Source organism: Amycolatopsis sp. NBC_01286 (assembly GCF_035982555.1).
GTDB lineage: Bacteria > Actinomycetota > Actinomycetes > Mycobacteriales > Pseudonocardiaceae > Amycolatopsis.
In genome coordinates, this window is the sequence record NZ_CP108428.1 from 7884909 (window position 1) to 7904777 (window position 19869).

General features: G+C 74.7%; 1 protein-coding gene (cut by a window edge). It reads right to left on the reverse strand.

The window, feature by feature from the left end; translation table 11 throughout:
- A protein-coding gene (locus tag OG570_RS36115) for a type I polyketide synthase (RefSeq protein WP_326953365.1) crosses the window boundary here: on the reverse strand, positions 1 to 19869 show its 3' portion. The gene runs 7278 nt beyond the window's last position; only the last 19869 of its 27147 coding nucleotides appear in the window; its start codon lies beyond the right edge, outside the window; its stop codon occupies positions 1 to 3.

Consider the following 19869-nt stretch of genomic DNA (forward strand, 5'->3'; position numbering starts at 1 on the left):
TCAGGTGGCCTCACCGTCGAGCGCGGCGCGGACCAGGTCGTCGAGCGACATCCCGTCGATGTCTTCGCTCGCCTTCCCGGTGCCGCCGACCGGGTCCGGGACCTGCCCGGCCAGGCGCCGCAGGGGTTCCAGCACGCCGATCTCACGCAGGCGGGCCAGGGGTACCGTCGCGAGCAGGGCTCGCAGTTCGGCGTCGTCGTCGGAATCCGTGGCCGGCACCAGCTGCCGGACCAGGTCCGCCGCCAGCACTGCCGGGGACGGGTGGTCGAACACCAGCGTCGCGGGCAGTTCCAGGCCGGTCGCCGCCGCGAGCTGGTTGCGCAGCTCGATCGCGCTGAGCGAGTCGAAGCCCAGCCCGGAGAACGGCCGTTCCGGGTCGACCGCGTGCGGCCCGGCGAAGCCGAGCACCGCGGCGACCTGGGTGCGGACGACGTCCAGCGCGGCCTTCTCGCGGTCCGGAGCCGGCAGCTTCGCCAGCTTCTCCCGCAGGGCCCCGGAGACGTCGACCGGTGCCTCGGCGGTGAGCCGGTGGTACTCGGGCAGGTCGGTCAGCAGCGGGCTCGGGCGGGCCGCGGTGAACGTGCGCAGGAACGTGGCGTGGTCGATGTCGGCGACCACCGGGGTGGCGTCGCTCGCGAGCACGACCTGCGCGAACGTGGTGAGCGCGAGGTCCACCGGCACCGGCCGGGTCCCGGTGCGCTTGGCCCGGGCGGCGGCGTCGGCCGTCTCGGCCATGCCGGCCTGCCAAGCGCCCCAGGCGATCGACGTGCCCGGCAGCCCGGCGCGGGTCCGGTGTTCGGCGATCGCGTCGAGCACGGCGTTCGCCGCGGCGTAGTTGGCCTGCCCGGCGTTGCCGACCGAGCTGGACGCCGAGGAGAACAACGCGAAGACGTCGAGGTCGAGTTCGAGTTCGCGGGTGACCTGGTCGAGCACCCGCGCCGAGTCGGCCTTCGCCGCGAAGACGGCGTCGAACCGGTCGGCGTCGTAGCTTTCGAGGACACCGTCGTCGAGCACGCCCGCCGCGTGGACCACGGCGGACAGGGGCGCGTCGGCCGAGACGTCGGTCAGCAGGGTGCGCACGGCGGCCACGGCGGTCAGGTCGCACGCCACGATCGACGCGCGCTCGCCCAGCTCGGCCAGCAGTTCTGCGGCGTCGGGGGTGTCCGGGCCGCGGCGGCCGGTCAGCACGACCTTGGCCGCGCCTTCGTCGAGCAGCCAGCGGGCCAGCCGCCGGCCCAGCGCACCGGTACCGCCGGTGACGACGACGGTGCCGTGCGGGCGCCACGCCTTCGGGGCCGCGCCGGACGGCGTCCGGACGAGCCGGCGGGCGAACACGCCTGCGGCCCGGACCGCGACCTGGTCCTCACCGCCGGCGAGGATGCCGCCGAGCCGTGCGACCGCGTGGTCGTCGAGCTCGCCCGGCAGGTCGATCAGGCCGCCCCAGCGGCCCGGCTGTTCGAGCGCGGCCACCCGGCCGAGGCCCCAGAGCGCGGCCTGCGCCGGCGAGGTGAGCCGGTCGGACGGGATCGCGGTGACGGCGCCGCGGGTCAGGCACCACAGCGGTGCGGTGCTGCCGGTCCCGGCGAGGGCCTGCAGCAGCGCGGTGGTCGCCGCGACCCCCGCCGTCGGCGAGGATTCGTCGAGGCCCAGCAGGGAAACGACGCCGGCGACGTCGTCGAACCCGCTGAGCGCGGCGGTCAGCGCCGCGCGGTCGGTGCCGGTGACGTCCATGCGCTCGGCCCCGAGGGCCTTGACCACACCGGCGGCCCAGGCGTCGTCGGTGCACCCGGCGGGCACGAGGACCAGCCAGGTGCCGTCCGGGACGACGCCGAGGGAGCCGCCGAGCGGCTTCCAGGCGATCCGGTAGCGCAGGTCGTCCACAGTGGACTGGGTGGCCCGTCGGTGCTTGAGGTCCAGCAACGCGGGCAGGACGGCGTCGAGCGCGGCGCGGTCGACACCGAGGCCGGCCAGGGATTCGGCGTCCAGCTCCGCCCACAGGTCCTCGCTGGTACCGGCGGTGAACTGCGTCTGGTCCGGCCAGAAGCGTTCGTGCTGGAACCGGTAGGTGGGCAGGTCGACCGGCCGCGCGCCGGTGCCGGCGAAGAAGTCCGCCCAGCGGACCGGGGTGCCGGCGACGTCGAGGCGGGCCAGCGCGGCGACCACGGACGACTCGTCCGAGCGGCCCTTGCGCAGGGCGGCGGTGACCGTCGCGGCCTCGCCGGCGAACGAGCGGGTCAGCGCCGCGAGGGTGCTGTCCGGCCCGAGCTCGAGGTACTTGGTGACGCCGAGGGCGCCGAGAGCGGAGATCGCGCCGGTGAAGAGCACCGGACGGCGGGCGTGGTCCACCCAGTACTGCGCGTCCTGGATCTCCGGCCCGGCCGGGGAGGCCGTCACCGTGGACACGATCGGGAGCACCGCGGGGGCGTACACCACCCCCGCGGCGACCCGCCCGAAGTCGTCCATCATCGCGTCCATGTGGGACGAGTGAAACGCATGGCTGACCCGCAAATGTCTAGTCTTTCCGCCCGCCGCCGCGACGACCCCGGCCACTTCGGCCACGGCGTCCTGGTCGCCGGAGACGACCACCGCGTCGGTCCCGTTGACCGCCGCGATCGACAGCCGGCCGGCGAACCCGGCGACGAGGCGCTCGGCTTCGGCCTCGGTGGTCTGCAGCGAGACCATCGCCCCGCGCGGCAGCTCCTGCATGAGCCGGCCGCGGGCGGCGATCAGCGTGCAGGCGTCGGCCAGGGACAGCACCCCGGCGACGTGCGCGGCGGCGAACTCGCCGATCGAGTGCCCGACGAGGTAGTCGGGCCGCACGCCCCACGACTCGACGAGCCGGAACAACGCCACTTCCAGCGCGAACACCGCGGGCTGGGCCCACCGGGTCTCGGCCAGCAGGTCGGCGTCGTCGCCGAACATCGCGTCGCGCAGCGAACCGGGCAGTTCGAGGTCCAGGTGCGCGAACACGGCGTCGAGCGCCTCGGCGAACACCGGGAACCGCGTGTAGAGGTCGCGGCCCATGCCGGGACGCTGGGAGCCCTGCCCGGAGAACAGGAACGCGAGCTTCCCGCCCGTCTGCGGGCCCGTGAGCACCAGCGGCGACGGCGTGCCGGCGGTGATCGCGGCGAGCCCGGTCAGCAGCTCCTCGCGGTCCTCGGCCACCACGGTGGCCCGCGACTCGAGCCACGCGCGGGTGGTCGCCGCGGAGTACGCGACGTCGGGCAGCGCCAGCTCCGGGCGCGCGGCGAGGTGGTCCCGCAGCGCGCGGGCCTGGGCCCGCAGGCCCTCGGGCGTCCGCGCCGACAGCTTGACCGGCACGGCCACGGCTTCGGCGGGCTCCCGCGCCGGCGTCGGCGGGGCCTGTTCGAGGATGAGGTGCGCGTTGGTGCCGCTGGCGCCGAAGGCCGAGATCCCGGCGCGGCGTGGGCGGCCGGTGGCCGGCCACGGCGTGCTCTCGGCCAGCAGCGACACCGTGCCCGCCGACCAGTCGACGTGCTCCGAGGGCCGGTCGACGTGCAGGGTCCTGGGCAGCAGCCCGTGCCGCATGGCGAGCACCATCTTGATCACCGCGGCGGCGCCGGCGGCGGCCTGGGTGTGGCCGATGTTGGACTTCACCGAGCCGAGCAGCAGCGGCCGGTCCCGCTCGCGGCCGTAGGTGGCCAGCAGGGCCTGCGCTTCGATCGGGTCGCCGAGCTTGGTCCCGGTGCCGTGCGCCTCCACGGCGTCCACTTCGGACGCCGTGAGCCCGGAAACGGCCAGGGCGCGGGTGATCACGCGTTGCTGGGCGGGGCCACTGGGGGCGGTGAGACCGTTGGACGCGCCGTCGGAGTTGACGGCCGAACCGCGCACGACGGCGAGGATCGTGTGCCCGTTGCGCCGCGCGTCGGATTCGCGTTCCAGCACGATCATCCCGACGCCCTCGGACCAGCCGGTGCCGTCGGCGGCGTCGGCGAACGCCTTGCAGCGCCCGTCGGCCGACAGCGCGCCCATCTCGCCGAACTCGACGAACCCGGCCGGGCTGGACATGATCATCACGCCGCCGGCGACGGCGAGCGAACACTCCCCCGCCCGCAGCGCCTGCGCGGCGAGGTGCATCGCGACCAGTGAAGACGAGCACGCGGTGTCGACGGTGACCGACGGGCCTTCCAGCCCGAAGGTGTAGGAGACGCGCCCGGACAGCAGGCTTCCGGCCTGGGCCGTGGACTGGTGGCCCGCGGTGTCGGTCGGCGGCCGGTAGTCGCCGGAGCCGCCGCCGATGTAGACGCCGGTGTCGCCGCCGCGCAACGCGGTCGCGTCGACGCCGGAGCGTTCGAAGGCCTCCCACGCCACTTCGAGGACGAACCGCTGCTGCGGGTCCATCACGATGGCCTCGCGCGGCGCGATCCCGAAGAAACCGGGGTCGAACTCGGCCGCGTCGTGCAGGAAGCCGCCTTCCTTGGCGGCGCTGCTGCCCGGTCCGTCGCCGGTCAGGGTGGCCAGGTCCCAGCCGCGGTCGGCCGGGAAGCCGCCGACGACGTCACGCTCGTCGACGATCGCCCGCCAGAGCTCTTCCGGCGAGCCGATGCCGCCGGGGTACCGGCAGCTCATGCCGACGATGACGATCGGGTCGCCCGCGACCGGCGCGGCCACGCTCACCGCTGTCTCCTCGGCCTCGCCGATCAGCTCGCCGAGCAGGAACGCGGCCAGCTCGCGTGGGGTCGGCCGGTCGAAGACCAGCGTCGCCGGGAGCCGCAGGCCGGTCTCGGTGCTCAGCGCGTTGCGCAGGTCCATCGCGGTGAGCGAGTCGAAGCCCAGCGCGGAGAACGCGCGGTCGGTGTCGATCTCGGTCGTGTCCGGGTGCCGCAGCACCTCGGCGACGGCCGTCTTCACCACGTCCAGCACGACGTCGGCCCGGTCGCCCGCGGACTGGGCGAGCAGCCGGTCGCGCAGGCCGTGGGTCCGCTCGCCGGTCTCGGCCGGGCTGTGCAGCTGCGCCAGCAGCGGGCTCGGGCGCCGCGCGGTGAACGCCGGGCCGAACCGCTCCCAGCGGACGTCGGCCACGACGGTGGTGACGTCGTCGGCGCGCACGGCCGTCGTGAGCGCGGTGACGGCGGTCGCCGGGTCCAGCGCGGGCAGGCCGCTGTCACGCAGGTGGTCGAGGTCCTCGTCGGCGCCTTCCCACGCCGAGAACGCGACGACCGCCGCCTTCTCGCCGCGGTCCCGGCGCTGCCGGGCGAACGCTTCGAGTGCGGCGGCCTCGGCGGCTTCGTCACCGCGGCCGCGCACGCCCCACACCCCGGCGATCGAGGTGAGCAGCACGAAAGCGTCGAGTTCCTTGCTGTCGAGCAGGTCCGCGAGGTGCCGGGCACCCGCGAGACCTTCGCCGTGGATGACGGCGTCGGGCGGGAACTGCGTGAGCAGGTCGCGCAACGTGTCCGGGTCGGCCGTGGCGCCGCGGACGACGTGGACGCCGTCGCGCTCGGCGAGCCGGTCCGCGATCGCGGCGGCCGGGCCGTCGCCGGTGACGAGCACGGTGCCGACCGGCTCCCAGCGCTCGCCGGGCGCGCCGGCGCGGGTCAGGCGGCGGCCGTAGGCCCCGGCCGCCCGGACGGCGACCTGGTCCTCGTCGCCGGCCAGCACGCCGGCCAGCCGGGCCGCGGTCCGCGCGTCCAGGTCGGCGGGGACGTCGACGAGCCCGCCCCAGCGCACCGGGTCGTGCAGCGCGGCGACGCGGCCGAAGCCCCACAGCGCGGCCGTTTCCGGCGACGCGATCCGCTCGGCCGGGGTCACGGCGACCGCGCCCCGGGTCACGCACCACACCGGCGCGTCGAGGCCGGCGTCGTCGAGCGTGGCCAGCAGCGCGCGGGTGTCGGCCACGGTGTCGAGCAGGGAGACGATCCGTGTGGCTCGCACCTGCGTCAGGTCGGCGTCCGGGCTGTGGACGTCGGCGCCGAGCGCGTCGGCGAGGGTTTCGGCCCATTCGGTGTCCGGGCCGCTGATGACCACGACGTCGGTGGTGTCCGCCGCGCCGACGGTGACGGGCTGCCAGGTGATCCGGTAGCGCAGGTCGTCGGCGGCGGATTCGGCGTCGCGCTTGCGGCGCCACTCGGCCAAGGCGGGCAGGACGGCGGTGAGTGCCGCCGGGTCGACGTCCAGGGCGGTCGCCAGCTCGGCGCCGTCGGCGCGGTCGACCGACGCCCAGAACTCGGCGTCGACGGCGGTCCCGGCCACGGCCGTGGCGGGCGCGTCGGGCCAGTAGCGACGGCGCTGGAAGGCGTAGGTCGGCAGTTCGGTGCGTCGCGCGGCGGTGCCGGCGAACCAGGCGGTCCAGTCCGGATCGGCCCCGGCGGTGAACAGCGTGCCGAGCGCAGTGGCCGCACTGTCCTCTTCGGACTTTCCGCGGCGGAGCACCGGCACGACGACGCGGTCGTCCGCCTCGGCGACGAGCGGCGCCAAGACGGCGTCCGGCCCGATCTCGACGTACAGCGAGACGTCCGACTCCGCGAGCCGGTCCAGGGTGTCGCCGAACCGGACGGTGTCACGCACGTGCCGCACCCAGTACTCCGGCGACGTGACGTCCCCGGCCGTGACGACCGGGATCGACGGCGCCGCGAACCGCAGGCCCGCCACCACCGCCCGGAACTCGTCGAGCATCGGCTCCATCAGGTGCGAGTGGAACGCGTGCGAGACCGAAAGCCGTTTGCTGCTCTCGAAGTTCGCCGCGACGGCGAGCACGGCGTCCTCGACTCCGGACAGCACGATCGACTCGGGCCCGTTGACGGCGGCGAGGTCGACGCCGTCGGTGAGCCGGACATCGGCCTCGGCCGCGCGGACGGCGACCATCGCGCCGCCCGTCGGCAGCGCCTGCATGAGCCGGCCGCGAGCCGCGACGAGTGTGCACGCGTCGTCCAGGGACAGCACACTGGCGACGTGCGCGGCGGCGATCTCGCCGATCGAGTGCCCGGCGACGAAGTCGGGCCGGATGCCCCACGACTCCAGGAGCCGGAACAGCGCGACCTCGACCGCGAACAACGCGGGCTGGGCCCAGCCGGTGTGGTTCAGTTCGGCCGCGTCGTCGCCCCAGGCGATGTCACGCAGCGAGCCGGGCAGCCCGGCGTCGAAGTGGGCGCAGACCTCGTCCCACGCCTCGGCGAACACCGGGAACCGGTCGTACAGCTCGCGGCCCATGCCGAGGCGCTGGGCGCCCTGGCCGGAGAACAGGAACGCACTCACGCGCTCGCGGGCCACACCTCGCGCGACGACCCGGCCGTCGGCGAGGACGGCCCGGTGGTCGAGCGCGGCGCGTCCGGTGGCCAGGGTGAACCCGGCGTCCAGGGCGTCGGTCTCGACGTCGGCCAGCAGAGCGAGCTGCGCGTCGAGCGCGGCCGCCGAACGCGCCGACACCGGCCACGGGACGACCGCCGGGCGAGTGCCGGTGACGTCCTCGCGAGCGGGCGGCGCCTCCAGGATCACGTGGGCGTTGGTGCCGCTGACGCCGAACGACGACACGGCGGCGCGACGCGGGCGGCCGGTCTCGGGCCACTCCGTCGCCTCGGTGACGAGCCGGACCGCGCCGGCCGTCCAGTCCACATGGGACGACGGCTCGCCGACGTGCAGTGTCTTCGGCACGGTGCCGCGGCCCAGGGCCAGCACCATCTTGATGACGCCGGCGGCACCGGCCGCGGCCTGGGTGTGGCCCAGGTTCGACTTCACGGAACCGAGCAGCAGCGGCTCTTCGCGCTCGCGGCCGTAGGTGGCCAGCAGCGCCTGGGCCTCGATCGGGTCGCCGAGGGTGGTGCCGGTGCCGTGGCCTTCGATGACGTCGACGTCCGAAGCAGCCAGTCCGGCGTTGGCCAGGGCCTGGCGGATCACGCGTTGCTGCGACGGGCCGTTCGGGGCGGTGAGGCCGTTGGACGCGCCGTCCTGGTTCATCGCCGAGCCCCGCACCACGGCGAGGACGTCGTGGCCGAGGCGGCGCGCGTCGGACAGCCGCTCGACGACCAGCACACCCGCGCCTTCGGACCAGGTCGTGCCGTCGGCGTCGTCGGAGAAGGCCTTGCAGCGGCCGTCGGCGGCGAGGCCGCCCTGGGCGTCGAACTCGACGAACGAGAACGGGCTGGTCATCACCGTGACGCCGCCGACCAGGGCCAGCGAGCACTCGCCCGAGGCGAGCGACTGAGCCGCCCAGTGCAGCGCGACCAGCGACGACGAGCAGGCCGTGTCGACCGTGACGGCCGGGCCTTCCAGGCCGAGGGTGTAGGACAGCCGGCCGGACAGCACGCTCGCCGTCGTGCCGGTGGCCATGTGCCCGGCGACGTCCGCGCCGGAGGTGAGCAGCAGGCCGGTGTAGTCCTGGCCGTTGGTGCCGACGAACACGCCGGTGTCGGAGCCGCGCAGCGTCGCCGGGTCGATCCCGGCGTGCTCCAGGGACTCCCACGACGTCTCCAGCAGCAGCCGCTGCTGCGGGTCCATCGCCAGGGCCTCGCGCGGCGAGATGCCGAAGAACCCGGCGTCGAAGTGCCCGGCGTCGGGCAGGAACCCGGCCTGGCCGGCGCTGATCGTCGAGAGGTCCCAGCCGCGGTCGGTGGGGAACGGCCCGATCGCGTCGCCGCCGCCGTCCAGGAGGTCCCAGAAGGTGCGCGGCGAGGTGACGCCGCCGGGGAAGCGGCAGCCGATGCCGACGATGACGACCGGGTCGGTCGCGTCGGCCCGGGTGGCCGCCGTGGTCGTGATGAGTTCGGTGGTGCCGACCAGTTCGCCGAGCAGGAACGCGGTCAGCGCGCGCGGCGTCGGGTGGTCGAAGACCAGCGACGACGGCAGCGCGAGCGCGGTCGCCGCGCCGATGCCGTTGCGGAGTTCGACCGCGGTGAGCGAGTCGAAGCCGAGGTCGGCGAACGCGGCGTCCGGCGCGACGGCACCGGCGTCGGAGTGCCCGAGCACCATCGCGACCTGGGTGCGCAGCAGGGTCAGCAGGTGCTTCTCGCGGTCCGCGTCGGGCAGCCCGGCCAGGGTGGTGCGCAGGTCGCCGCGCTCCCCCGCCTCGCGGGCCTGGCTGAGGACGGCCTTCGCCGCGGGCAGGTCGGCCAGCAGCGGGAACGGGCGGCCGATGCTGAACGCCGGGATGAAGCGGGTGAAGTCGATGTCGGCGACGAGCACTTCGGCGTCGCCGGCGCCGATCGCGCGGCGCATCGCCGCGATCGCGCGGTCCGGCGGCAGCAGGGCGAGCCCGCCGCGGCCGACGCGGTCCTGCACCCCGGCGTCGCCGCCGAGCATGCCGGCGCCCGCCCAGGGACCCCAGGCGATCGACGTCGCGGGCTGGCCCGCGGCCCGGCGGCGGGCGGCGAGGGCGTCGAGGTAGGCGTTGGCGGCCGCGTAGTTGCCCTGCCCGGCAGCGCCGAACGTGCCCGCGGTCGAGGAGAACAGCACGAAGGCGTCGAGGTTCTCGGTCAGTTCGTCGAGGTTCTCGGCGCCGGTGCACTTCGGGCCGAAGACGGTCGCGAACTGGTCCGGGGTCAGGGAATCCGTGGTGCCGTCGTCGACGACACCGGCGGTGTGCACGACGGCGTTCACCGTCGGGAGCGACGCGATCAGTGCGGCCAGGGCGTCGCGGTCGGCGACGTCGCAGGCCGCGATCGTCACGCGCGCTCCGGCTGCGGTGAGTTCGGCTTCGAGGTCGGCCGCGCCGGGCGCGTCCGGGCCGCTGCGGCTGACGAGCACCAGGTGCTCGGCACCGGCCGTGGCGAAGCGGCGCGCGACTTCCGCGCCGAGCCCGCCGGTGCCGCCGGTGATCAGGACGGTGCCGCGCGGCGTGTAGGCCTCGACGGTCGTCATGGGGGCTGTGGCGAGGCGTCGGGCGAAGACCCCGGACGACCGGACGGCGACCTGGTCCTCGTCGCCGATCCCGGCCAGGACGGCGAAGAGCCGGATGACCGCGCGGGTGTCCAGGGTTTCGGGCAGGTCGACGAGCCCGCCCCAGCGCTGCGGCTGCTCCAGCCCCAGCACCCGGCCGAGGCCCCACAGGGCCGCACCACGCGGGTCCGCCGCGGGGTCGGCGGCACCGACGCTGACGGCGCCGCGGGTCGCCCACCACAGCGGGGCGGCGATCCCGGCGTCGCCGAGCGCCTGCGCCACGGTGAGGGCGCGGTCGGTTTCTCCCAGCAGGGAAAGCACGACGTCTATGTCCACTTCGGACAGTCGTGCGGCCAGGGTCTCGCGGTCTTCGGCGCCGACCTCGAACCGGACACCGTCCACAGCGGACAGGACCGACTCGGCCCACGCGCCGGGTTCGGCGGGCACGACGACCAGCACGCGACGCGGGGTCGCGGCCTCGGTACGGACCGGCGTCCAGACGACGCGGTAGCGCCACGCGTCGGCCTCGGACTCCGTCCGCACCTGGCGCCGCCACGCGGTGAGCGCGGGCAGCACGGTGCCGAGCGCGTCGCGGTCGACGTCGAGCGTGGTCGACAGCGAGGTGACGTCGGCCGCTTCGAGAGCCGTCCAGAAGCCCGTGTCGGCTTCGGCCGCGGACTCCGCCGGAGCGGGCTCCGGCCAGTAGCGGGCGCGCTGGAACGCGTAGGTGGGCAGGTCGATCCGGCGGGCGCCGGTGCCGGCGTAGAAGGCGGCCCAGTCGGGGCGGACGCCGTGCGCGTGCAGCTCGCCGAGCAGCGCCGCGACGGTCTCCCCCTCCGGCCGGTCGCGCCGCAGCACGGGCCGCACGGCGACGCCGGTGTCGGTGACGGTCTCGCCGACCATCGCCGACAACACGCCGTCGGGCCCGAGTTCGACGTAGGCGGTGACGCCGGCGTCGTGCAACGCGGTGATCGTGTCGCCGAAGCGGACGGCCTCGCGGGCGTGGCGCACCCAGTAGTCCGGAGTGGACACCAGGTCCGCGTCGCCGAAGCCGCCGGTGATGCCGGAGACGAGCGACAGGTCGGGCGCGGAGTAGGTCAGCCCGGCGACAGCCGCGCGGAACTCGTCCAGCATCGGGTCCATCGCCGCGGAGTGGAACGCGTGGGAGACGGTCAGGCGCCGGGTCTTCGGGAACTGCTCGGCGAACGCGAGGACGGCGTCCTCGGGACCGGCGACGACGGTTGCCCGCGGCCCGTTGACCGCCGCGATGTCGACGCCCTCGGGCAGCAGCGCCCGCACGTCCGCCTCGGCCTCGCGGATCGCCACCATGGCGCCCCCGGACGGCAGTGCCTGCATCAGGCGCCCGCGGGCGAGCACCAGCGTGGCGGCGTCGGCCAGGGAAAACACCCCGGCGACGTGCGCCGCGGCGATCTCGCCGACCGAGTGGCCGGCGACGTGGTCGGGCCGCACGCCCCACGACTCCAGGAGCCGGAAGAGCGCGACCTCGATCGCGAACAACGCGGGCTGGGCGTAGCGGGTTTCGTCGAGCAGCGCGGCTTCCGGCGTCCCCGGCTCGGCGAACAGCAGGCCGTGCAGCGGGTGCTCGAGCCCGGAGTCCAGGTGCGAGACGACCTCGTCGAGGGCCTCGGCGAAGACGGGGAACCGCTCGGCCAGCTCACGCCCGGCACCCGGGCGCTGGCTGCCCTGCCCGGTGAACAGGAACGCCGTGCCGGGGCCACCGGTGGTGCCGCGCAGCACGGACGCCGCGGGCTCGTCGGCGGCGACGGCGGCGAGCCCGTCGAGGACGTCGTCGTGCGTGGCGGCCAGGACGACCGCGCGGTGGCTCAGGTCGGCCCGGGCCGTCGCGAGCGAGAAGCCGAGGTCGGCGAGCGCGGGCTCGGGCTGGTCGGCCAGCCAGGTGCGCAGGCGGGCCGCCTGGGCGCGCAGGGCTTCCGGCGTCCGGGCCGACACGACCAGCGGGACGGTCCCGACGGTCTTGGGCTCGGCCTCGGCTTCCTCGATTTCGGCGGCGGGCGCCTGTTCCAGCACGGTGTGGACGTTGGTGCCGCTCAGGCCGAACGACGAGACGGCGGCGCGTCGCGGCGCACCGGTCTCGGGCCAGTCCACCTGCTCGTCGAGCAGCGCGATCGTCCCGCTCGACCAGTCGATGTGCGACGACGGCGTCCCGGCGTGCAGTGTCTTCGGCAGCACGCCGTGACGCATCGCCATGACCATCTTGAGGACACCGGCGATGCCGGAGGCCATCTGCGTGTGGCCGATATTGGACTTCACCGAGCCGAGCAGCAGCGGCCGCTCGCGCTCGCGGCCGTAGGTGGCCTGCAGCGCCTGGACCTCGATCGGGTCGCCGAGCGCGGTGCCCGTGCCGTGCCCCTCGATGACGTCGACGTCCGAAGCAGCCAGTCCCGAGTTGGCCAGCGCCTGCTTGATCACGCGCTGCTGGGACGGCCCGTTCGGCGCGGTCATGCCGTTGGACGCGCCGTCGGAGTTCATCGCCGAGCCGCGGACGACGGCCAGGATCTCGTGGCCGTTGCGTTGCGCGTCGGACAGGCGTTCGACGAGGACCAGGCCGATGCCCTCGGCGAGGCTCATGCCGTCGGCCTCGTCGGAATAGGCCTTGCAGCGGCCGTCGGGCGCCATCGCGCGCTGGCGGCTGAAGCCGATCCACGGCGCGGGTGTCGCCATCACGGTGACGCCACCGGCGAGGGCCATCGTGCTCTCGCCGTTGCGCAGGGACTGGCAGGCCAGGTGCAGCGCGACCAGCGACGACGAGCACGCCGTGTCAAGCGTGACGGCCGGGCCTTCCAAACCGAACAGGTAGGCGACCCGTCCGGACAGGACACTCGACACCGAGCCGGTGATCATGTGGCCTTCGGAGCCCTCGGCCGCATTGAGCACGGTCGAGCCGTAGTCCTGGTAGCTGGAGCCGATGAAGACGCCGGTGCGGCTACCGCGCACGGTCGCCGGGTCGACGCCGGCGCGTTCGAGGGCCTCCCAGGACACTTCCAGCAGGAGCCGCTGCTGCGGGTCCATCGAGAGCGCCTCGCGGGGCGAGATCCCGAAGAAGCCGGCGTCGAAGTCCGCGGCACCTTCAAGGAAGCCGCCGAGCGTCGAGTAGGTCTTGCCGCTGCGGTCGGGGTCGGGGTCGAACAGCCCGGCCGCGTCCCAGCCGCGATCGGCCGGGAACGACGAGATCGCGTCCCCGCCGCCGAGCACGAGGTCCCACAACGCTTCCGGCGACGCGACGCCACCGGGGAAGCGGCAGCTCATGCCGACGATGGCGATCGGCTCGTCGGTCATCGCCCGCGTGACGACGGTCTCGGCGGTGTCCGATCCGTCCAGAGTGGACAGGATGAACCCGGCCAGCGCGTCGGCGTTCGGGTAGTCGAACACGACGGTGCTGGGCAGGCTCAGCCCGGTCACGACTTCGAGACGGTTGCGCAGGTCGACGGCGGTGAGCGAGTCGAAGCCCAGGTCGCGGAAGGCGCGGTCGGCCTCGACGGCGTCCCCACCGGCGTGGCCGAGCACGGTCGCGGCTTCGGCGCGGACGAGGTCGACGACGAGCCGTCGTCCGGCCGCGGCGGGCAGGGCGCGGACCCGGCCGGCGAACGCGGCGACGTCGGCGGTCTCCGGCGCGGCCTCGGCGAGTTTGCGGACCGCGGGCAGCTCGGCGAACAGCGGGCTGGGCCGCACCGACGTGAAGACCGGGTAGTACCGCTCCCAGTCGAGGTCGGCGATCATCAGCGACGTCTCGTCGTCCTCGAGGGCGCGCTTCAGCCCGGCGAGCGCGAGGCGCGGTTCCATGAACTGCAGGCCACTGCGCAGGATCCGGCCCGGGTCGACCCGGCCCAGCTCGCGGTCGTCGGCCCAGATGCCCCAGGCGATCGTCGTCGCCGGGACACCGCGGGCACGCCGCTGCTCGGCGAGCGCGCCGAGGTAGGCGTTGGCCGCGGAGTAGGCGCCGTGGTCGCCACTGCCCCAGACGCCGGCGGTCGAGGAGTACATCACGAAGTGCTCGAGTTCGCCCTCGTCGAGCAGGTCGTCGAGAACGGCGTCGAGGTTGGCAGCACCGGTGACCTTGGCGTCGAGAACCTCGGCGAAGGCGGCGGGGTTCGTGCCGGTCAGCGGCGCGAGCGCGATGTGCGCGGCGGTGTGCACCACGGTGGTGATGCGGCGGCCTTCACCCTTGAGCCGGGTGATGAGCGCGGCGACGGCTTCGCGATCAGTGACGTCGAGAGCGACCACTTCAGCCGACGCGAGTTCGGCCTGGAGAGCCTCGGCACCAGGCGCGTCGAGACCACGACGGCCGGTCAGCACGACGTGCTCGACACCCTCACCGGCGAGCCAGCGGGCGAGGTGCGGACCGAGGGTGCCGGTACCGCCGGTGACGATGGCGGTGCCGTGGGCGCGCCAGGTCCGTTCCGGACGACGCCCGGCCACGGGAGCCGGCACGATCCGGCGCGCGAACACGCCGGACGCCCGGACGGCGAGCTGGTCCTCATCACCGGACCCGGCCAGTACAGCGGCAAACCGCCGAGCGGCCGCGGCATCGAGGGTCTCGGGCAGGTCGATCAGCCCGGCCCAGTGCCCGGGGTGTTCGAGGGCGGCGGACCAGCCGAGGCCGTGCACCTGAGCTTGGGCCGGGTCGCGGACGGGGTCGGCGGGCCCGGTGGAGACGGCCCCGCGGGTCAACGCCCAGATCGGGATGGCGGGGTCGGTCTCGGCAACGGCTTGGACGAGCGAGAGGGTCCGCAGCAACCCGCGGTCGAGGCCCGGGTGGTCGGTCGGAGCGTGATCGGCGGCCAGCAGCGACACGATGCCGGTCACACCGTCGGTGTGCCCGAGCGCGGTCGTCAAGGCCTCACGATCGGAGTCGTCGGCGAGGACGACCGGGCGCACCTCGGCGCCGTGGCTGCGCAGGGCCTCGGCGACCTCGCCATCCGCGTCGTCGCCGAGGACCAGCCACGTGCCGGACAGGGTGCCGCCGGCTGGGCGGGACGGGCGCCACGCCACGCGGTAGCGCCAGGCGTCCACAGTGGACTCTTCGTCCCGGCGGGCGTGCCAGGCCGACAGGGACGGCAGCAGGTCGTCGAGCGCTCCCCGCTGGTGCTCGTCCAGGTCCAGCAGGCGGGTCAGCTCACCCGTGTCGGCGCGGCCCACCGCCTGCCACAGCTCGTCGTCGGCCGGGGCGCCCGACACCGCCGCAGCCGCTTCTTCGATGGCCCAGTAGTGCTCGTGCTGGAACGCGTACGTGGGCAGGTCGGCGCGGCGGCCGCCGGTCAGGGTGTCCGCCCAGTCGACCGCCACCCCGCGGGTGTGCGCCTCGGCCAGGGACTTCAAGAACCGGTCGGACCCGCCGTCGTCGCGGCGCAGGGTGCCCAGCGCCGCGACCGGCACCCCGGCCGCCTCGGCCAGTTCGCCGATGGCCATGCTGAACACCGGGTGCGGGCTCGACTCGACGAACACCGGGTGGCCGTCGGCGACCGCCGCGGACAGCGCGGCGCCGAACTCGACGGTCCCCCGCAGGTTGCGGCACCAGTAGCCGCCGGTCAGCTCCGTCGGCTCGACGAGCCCGCCGGTCACCGTCGAGTAGAACCGGACGCCGGTCTCGCGCGGGGCCACCGGTGCCAGCAGCTCGGCGAGTTCGCCGGCGATCGCGTCCACCTGCGGCGAGTGCGCGGCGAAGTCGACGCCGTCCAGCCGCCAGCGCATCATGCCCGCCTTGGCGAGCCGCCGTTCCAGCACGGCCAAGGCGTCCGGATCGCCGGACACGGTGACCGAACGCGGCCCGTTGACCGCCGCGACGGCGATCCGGTCGGCCAGCTCGGCGATCAGCTCGCGGACGTCGTCCGCGGCCGCGACGACCGACAACATCGCCCCACGGCCGGAAAGCCGCTCGGCGATCAGCCTCGACCGCAGCGCCACGATCCGGGCGCCGTCCTGCAGCGTCAACGCCCCGGCCACGCAGGCCGCGGCGATCTCGCCCTGGGAGTGCCCGATCACGGCGACCGGCTCGACGCCGTGCGCGCTCCACAGGCTCGCCAGGGAGACCATCACGGCCCACAGCACCGGCTGGATCACGTCGACCCGGGCCAGCGCCTCGTCGTCGCGCAGCACGTCCGGCAGCGACCAGTCGGTGAACTCCGCGAGCGCGGCGGCGCACTCGGCCATCCGGCCGGCGAACACCGGCGACGACGCCAGCAGCTCGCGGGCCATCCCCGGCCACTGCGAGTCCTGGCCGGGGAAGACGAACACGGGTGCGGCGGTGCGCTTGGCGACCCCGCGCACGAGCGCGGCGTCGGCGGCGTTCCCGGCCAAGGCCGCGAGACCGCGACGCAGATCCAGGGGGTCTTCGCCGACGACGACCGCGCGCTGCTCGAACACCGACCGCATGCCGGAAAGGGACCAGCCGACGTCGACCGGCCGCGTCGCGGGGTGCTCGTCGAGGTGGTGCAGCAACCGCAACGCCTGGGCCTGCAGGGCGGGCGCGGTGCGGGCGGACAGCGGCCAGACGACCGGTCCGGCCGCGGTCTCGGGCTCGGCCGCGACGTCTTCCGCTGCGGGGGCTTCGATGATCGCGTGGGCGTTGGTGCCGCTGATGCCGAACGACGAGACGCCGGCCCGGCGCGGACGTCCGGTCTCCGGCCACTCGGCCTGTTCGTGCAGCAGCTGGACGGCGCCGGCCGACCAGTCGATCTTCGTGGACGGCTGGTCGACGTGCAGGGTGCGCGGCAGCACGCCGTGGCGCATGGCGTGCACCATCTTGATCAAGCTGGCCACGCCGGCGGCGGACTGCGTGTGCCCGATGTTGGACTTCACCGAGCCGATCAGCAGCGGCCGCTCGCGGTCGCGGCCGTAGGTGGCCTGCAGCGCCTGGACCTCGATCGGGTCGCCGAGCGCGGTGCCGGTGCCGTGCGCGTCGAGCGCGTCGACCTCGGCCGCGGCGAGCCCGGCGTTGGCCAGGGCCTGGCGGATGACCCGCTGCTGCGAGGGGCCGTTGGGCGCGGTGAGGCCGTTGGACGCGCCGTCGGAGTTGACCGCGGTGCCGCGCACGACGGCGAGGACCTGGTGGCCGTGGCGGCGGGCGTCGGACAGCCGTTCCAGCACGAGGATGCCGACACCTTCGGCGAGGCTCATGCCGTCGCCGGCTTCGGAGAACGCCTTGCAGCGTCCGTCGGCGGCGAGCGCGCGCTGGCGGCTGAACGCGACGAACGGGTCGGGCGACGCCATGATCGTGGCCCCGCCGGCCAGAGCCAAGGAGCTTTCCCCGGCGCGCAGCGACTGGCACGCGAGGTGCAGCGCGACGATCGACGACGAACACGCCGTGTCGACGGTGACCGACGGGCCCTCGAAGCCGAACAGGTACGACAACCGTCCGGAAAGGACACTCGGGATGGTGCCGGTGACGAGGTGGCCCTCGGAGCCTTCGCCGGTCGAGGTGCCGTAGTCCTGGAAGCTGGAGCCGATGAAGACGCCGGTCCGGCTCCCCCGCACCGAAGCGGGGTCGACGCCTGCGCGTTCCAAAGCCTCCCAGGACACTTCGAGCAGGAACCGTTGCTGCGGGTCCATGGACATGGCTTCGCGCGGCGAGATCCCGAAGAACCCGGCGTCGAACTCGGCGGCGTCTTCCAGGAAGCCGCCGAGCGTCGAGTAGGTCTTGCCGCCGCGGTCGGGGTCCGGGTCGAACAGGCCCGCGATGTCCCAGCCGCGGTCGGCGGGGAACGACGAGATCGCGTCCACACCGCCGGCGACGACGTTCCACAGGTCTTCCGGCGAGCCGACGCCGCCCGGGAAGCGGCAGCCCATGCCGACGATGGCGATGGGCTCGTCGACGGCACCCGGCGTGACGACGACGTCGCCGACGGCCGGGCCGTCGATCTCCTCGCGCAGGAACGCGACGAGCGCGAGGGGGGTCGGGTAGTCGAAGACCAGCGTCGCGGGCAGGGACAGACCGGTGGCGTCGACGAGACGGCGGCGGAACTCGACGGCGGTCAGCGAGTCGAAGCCGAGGTCGCGGAACGCGCGGTCCTCGTCGATGGCGTCGGCCGTCACGTGGCCCAGCACTTCGGCGGCTTCGACGCGTACCAGGTCCAGCAGCGCGCGGTCGCGTTCGGCCTCGGACATCCCGGCAAAGCGTGCGGCGAACGCGGTCACGGCGGTGGCCGCGACGGGCTCGGGCTTGCTCTCGACGAGTTCGTCGAACAGCCGGGTGGCGCGGGTGGCGGTGAACACCGGCAGGAAGGTGTCCCAGGTGATGTCGGCGACGACGACGGCCGTGTCGTCGCGCAGCAGCGCGCGTTCCAGCTCGGCGAGCGCGGGCGCGGTCGGCAGGAAGCCGAGGCCGCGGCGGCTCAGCTGGCCGGCGACGTGCTCGTCGGTGGCCATGCCTTCCTCGGCCCAGGCACCCCAGGCGATCGACGTCGCCTTGCGGCCGCGAGCCCGGCGGGCCTCGGCGAGCGCGTCGAGGTAGGCGTTGCCGGCGGCGTAGGCGGCCTGGCCGCCACTGCCCCAGACGCCGGCGACGGACCCGAACAGCAGGAAGAAGTCGAGGTCGTGCCCGGCGAGGAGGACGTCGAGGTGCGCGGCGCCCTCGGTCTTGGCGGCCATGACGCGGGTGTACTCGGCGAAGTCGGCGGTGTGGATCGGGTCCATCGCCTGCGCGATGCCCGCGGTGTGCACGACCCCGGTCAGCTGCAGGCCGTCGAGCAGTTCCTCGACGGCGGCGCGATCGGCGATGTCGCAGGCGGCGATCGTCACCCGGGCGCCGGCCGCGGTGAGTTCGGCTTCGAGTTCGGCGGCGCCGGGTGCTCCCGGGCCGCGACGGCTGACGAGCACGAGGTGCTCGGCCCCGGCGGCGGCGAGCCACCGCGCGACGGACGCGCCGAGCGCACCGGTGCCGCCCGTGACGAGCACGGTCCCGGAAGCGCGGAAGCGTCCGGTGGGCTCGGCGGGCAGGTACCGCCCGACCCGGCGGCCGAAGGCCCCTTGGGCTCGGATGGCGACCTGGTCCTCCCCACCGGATCCGGCGAGGACAGCGGCGAGCCGTCGCCCGACGGCGGGGTCGAGGGTGGCGGGCAGGTCGATCAGCCCGCCCCACAGCGCGGGCAGTTCGAGCGCGGCGGTCCGGCCCAGCCCCCACACCCGCGCGGCGACGGGATCGGGCGCCCCTTCCCCCGCGGTGACGACGGCACCGGAGGTCAGAGTCCACAAGCGAAGGCCGAGGTCGGCGTCGCCGAGAGCCTGGACGAGCGTGAGCAGCTCCCGCAGCCCGCCATCCCCGGCGGCGGGCAGGTGCAGGACCCCGTCAACGGGCCCAGCCGCAGCCAACGCCGCGGCGAGCTGCGCGCGGTCGGCCAAGTCCGTGAATGCCACATTGAGGGACCTAGTGTCCGTGGATGTGGCATTCACGGACTTCGGGGCCTCGGCGGCGTCGAGAGCCGAGAGTGTGATGCGCTTGATCGTCGCGCCGTGAGCCGTCAGGGCTGTGGCGATCTCCGTGCCTTCGTCGGTGGTCGACGTCACCAGCAGCCACGTTCCCGGCAGGGAAGGGTTCTCCGCGGTGCGGAACGGGTGCCACTCCGTGCGGTAGCGCCAGGACTTCGCCTTCTCCTCCGCCGCCCGGCGGTCGCGCCAGCCCGACAGGGCCGGGAGCAGCGTGGTCAACGACTCCTGCTGGTCGTCGCCGAGGTCGAGCAGGCCGGCCAGCTCCGTCGGGTCGCCGCGGCCGATCGCTTCCCACAGGGGGCCGTCCGCGGTGGCGGCCACCGGCCGCGCCGGGGTGGCGGCAGCCCAGTAGTGCTCGCGCTGGAACGGGTACGTCGGCAGCTCCACCGGCGCGCCCGCGCGGCCGAGGTAGGCCGGCCAGTCCACCGCGCAGCCGCGCGTGTGCAGCACCGCCAGGGCCGTGACGGCGGACTCCACCTCCGGACGGTCCTTGCGCAGCAACGGGATCGCGCCCGGCCGGTCGATCATGGCCGACAGCACCGCGCCCGGCCCGAGTTCCAGGAACGTGACGGCGTC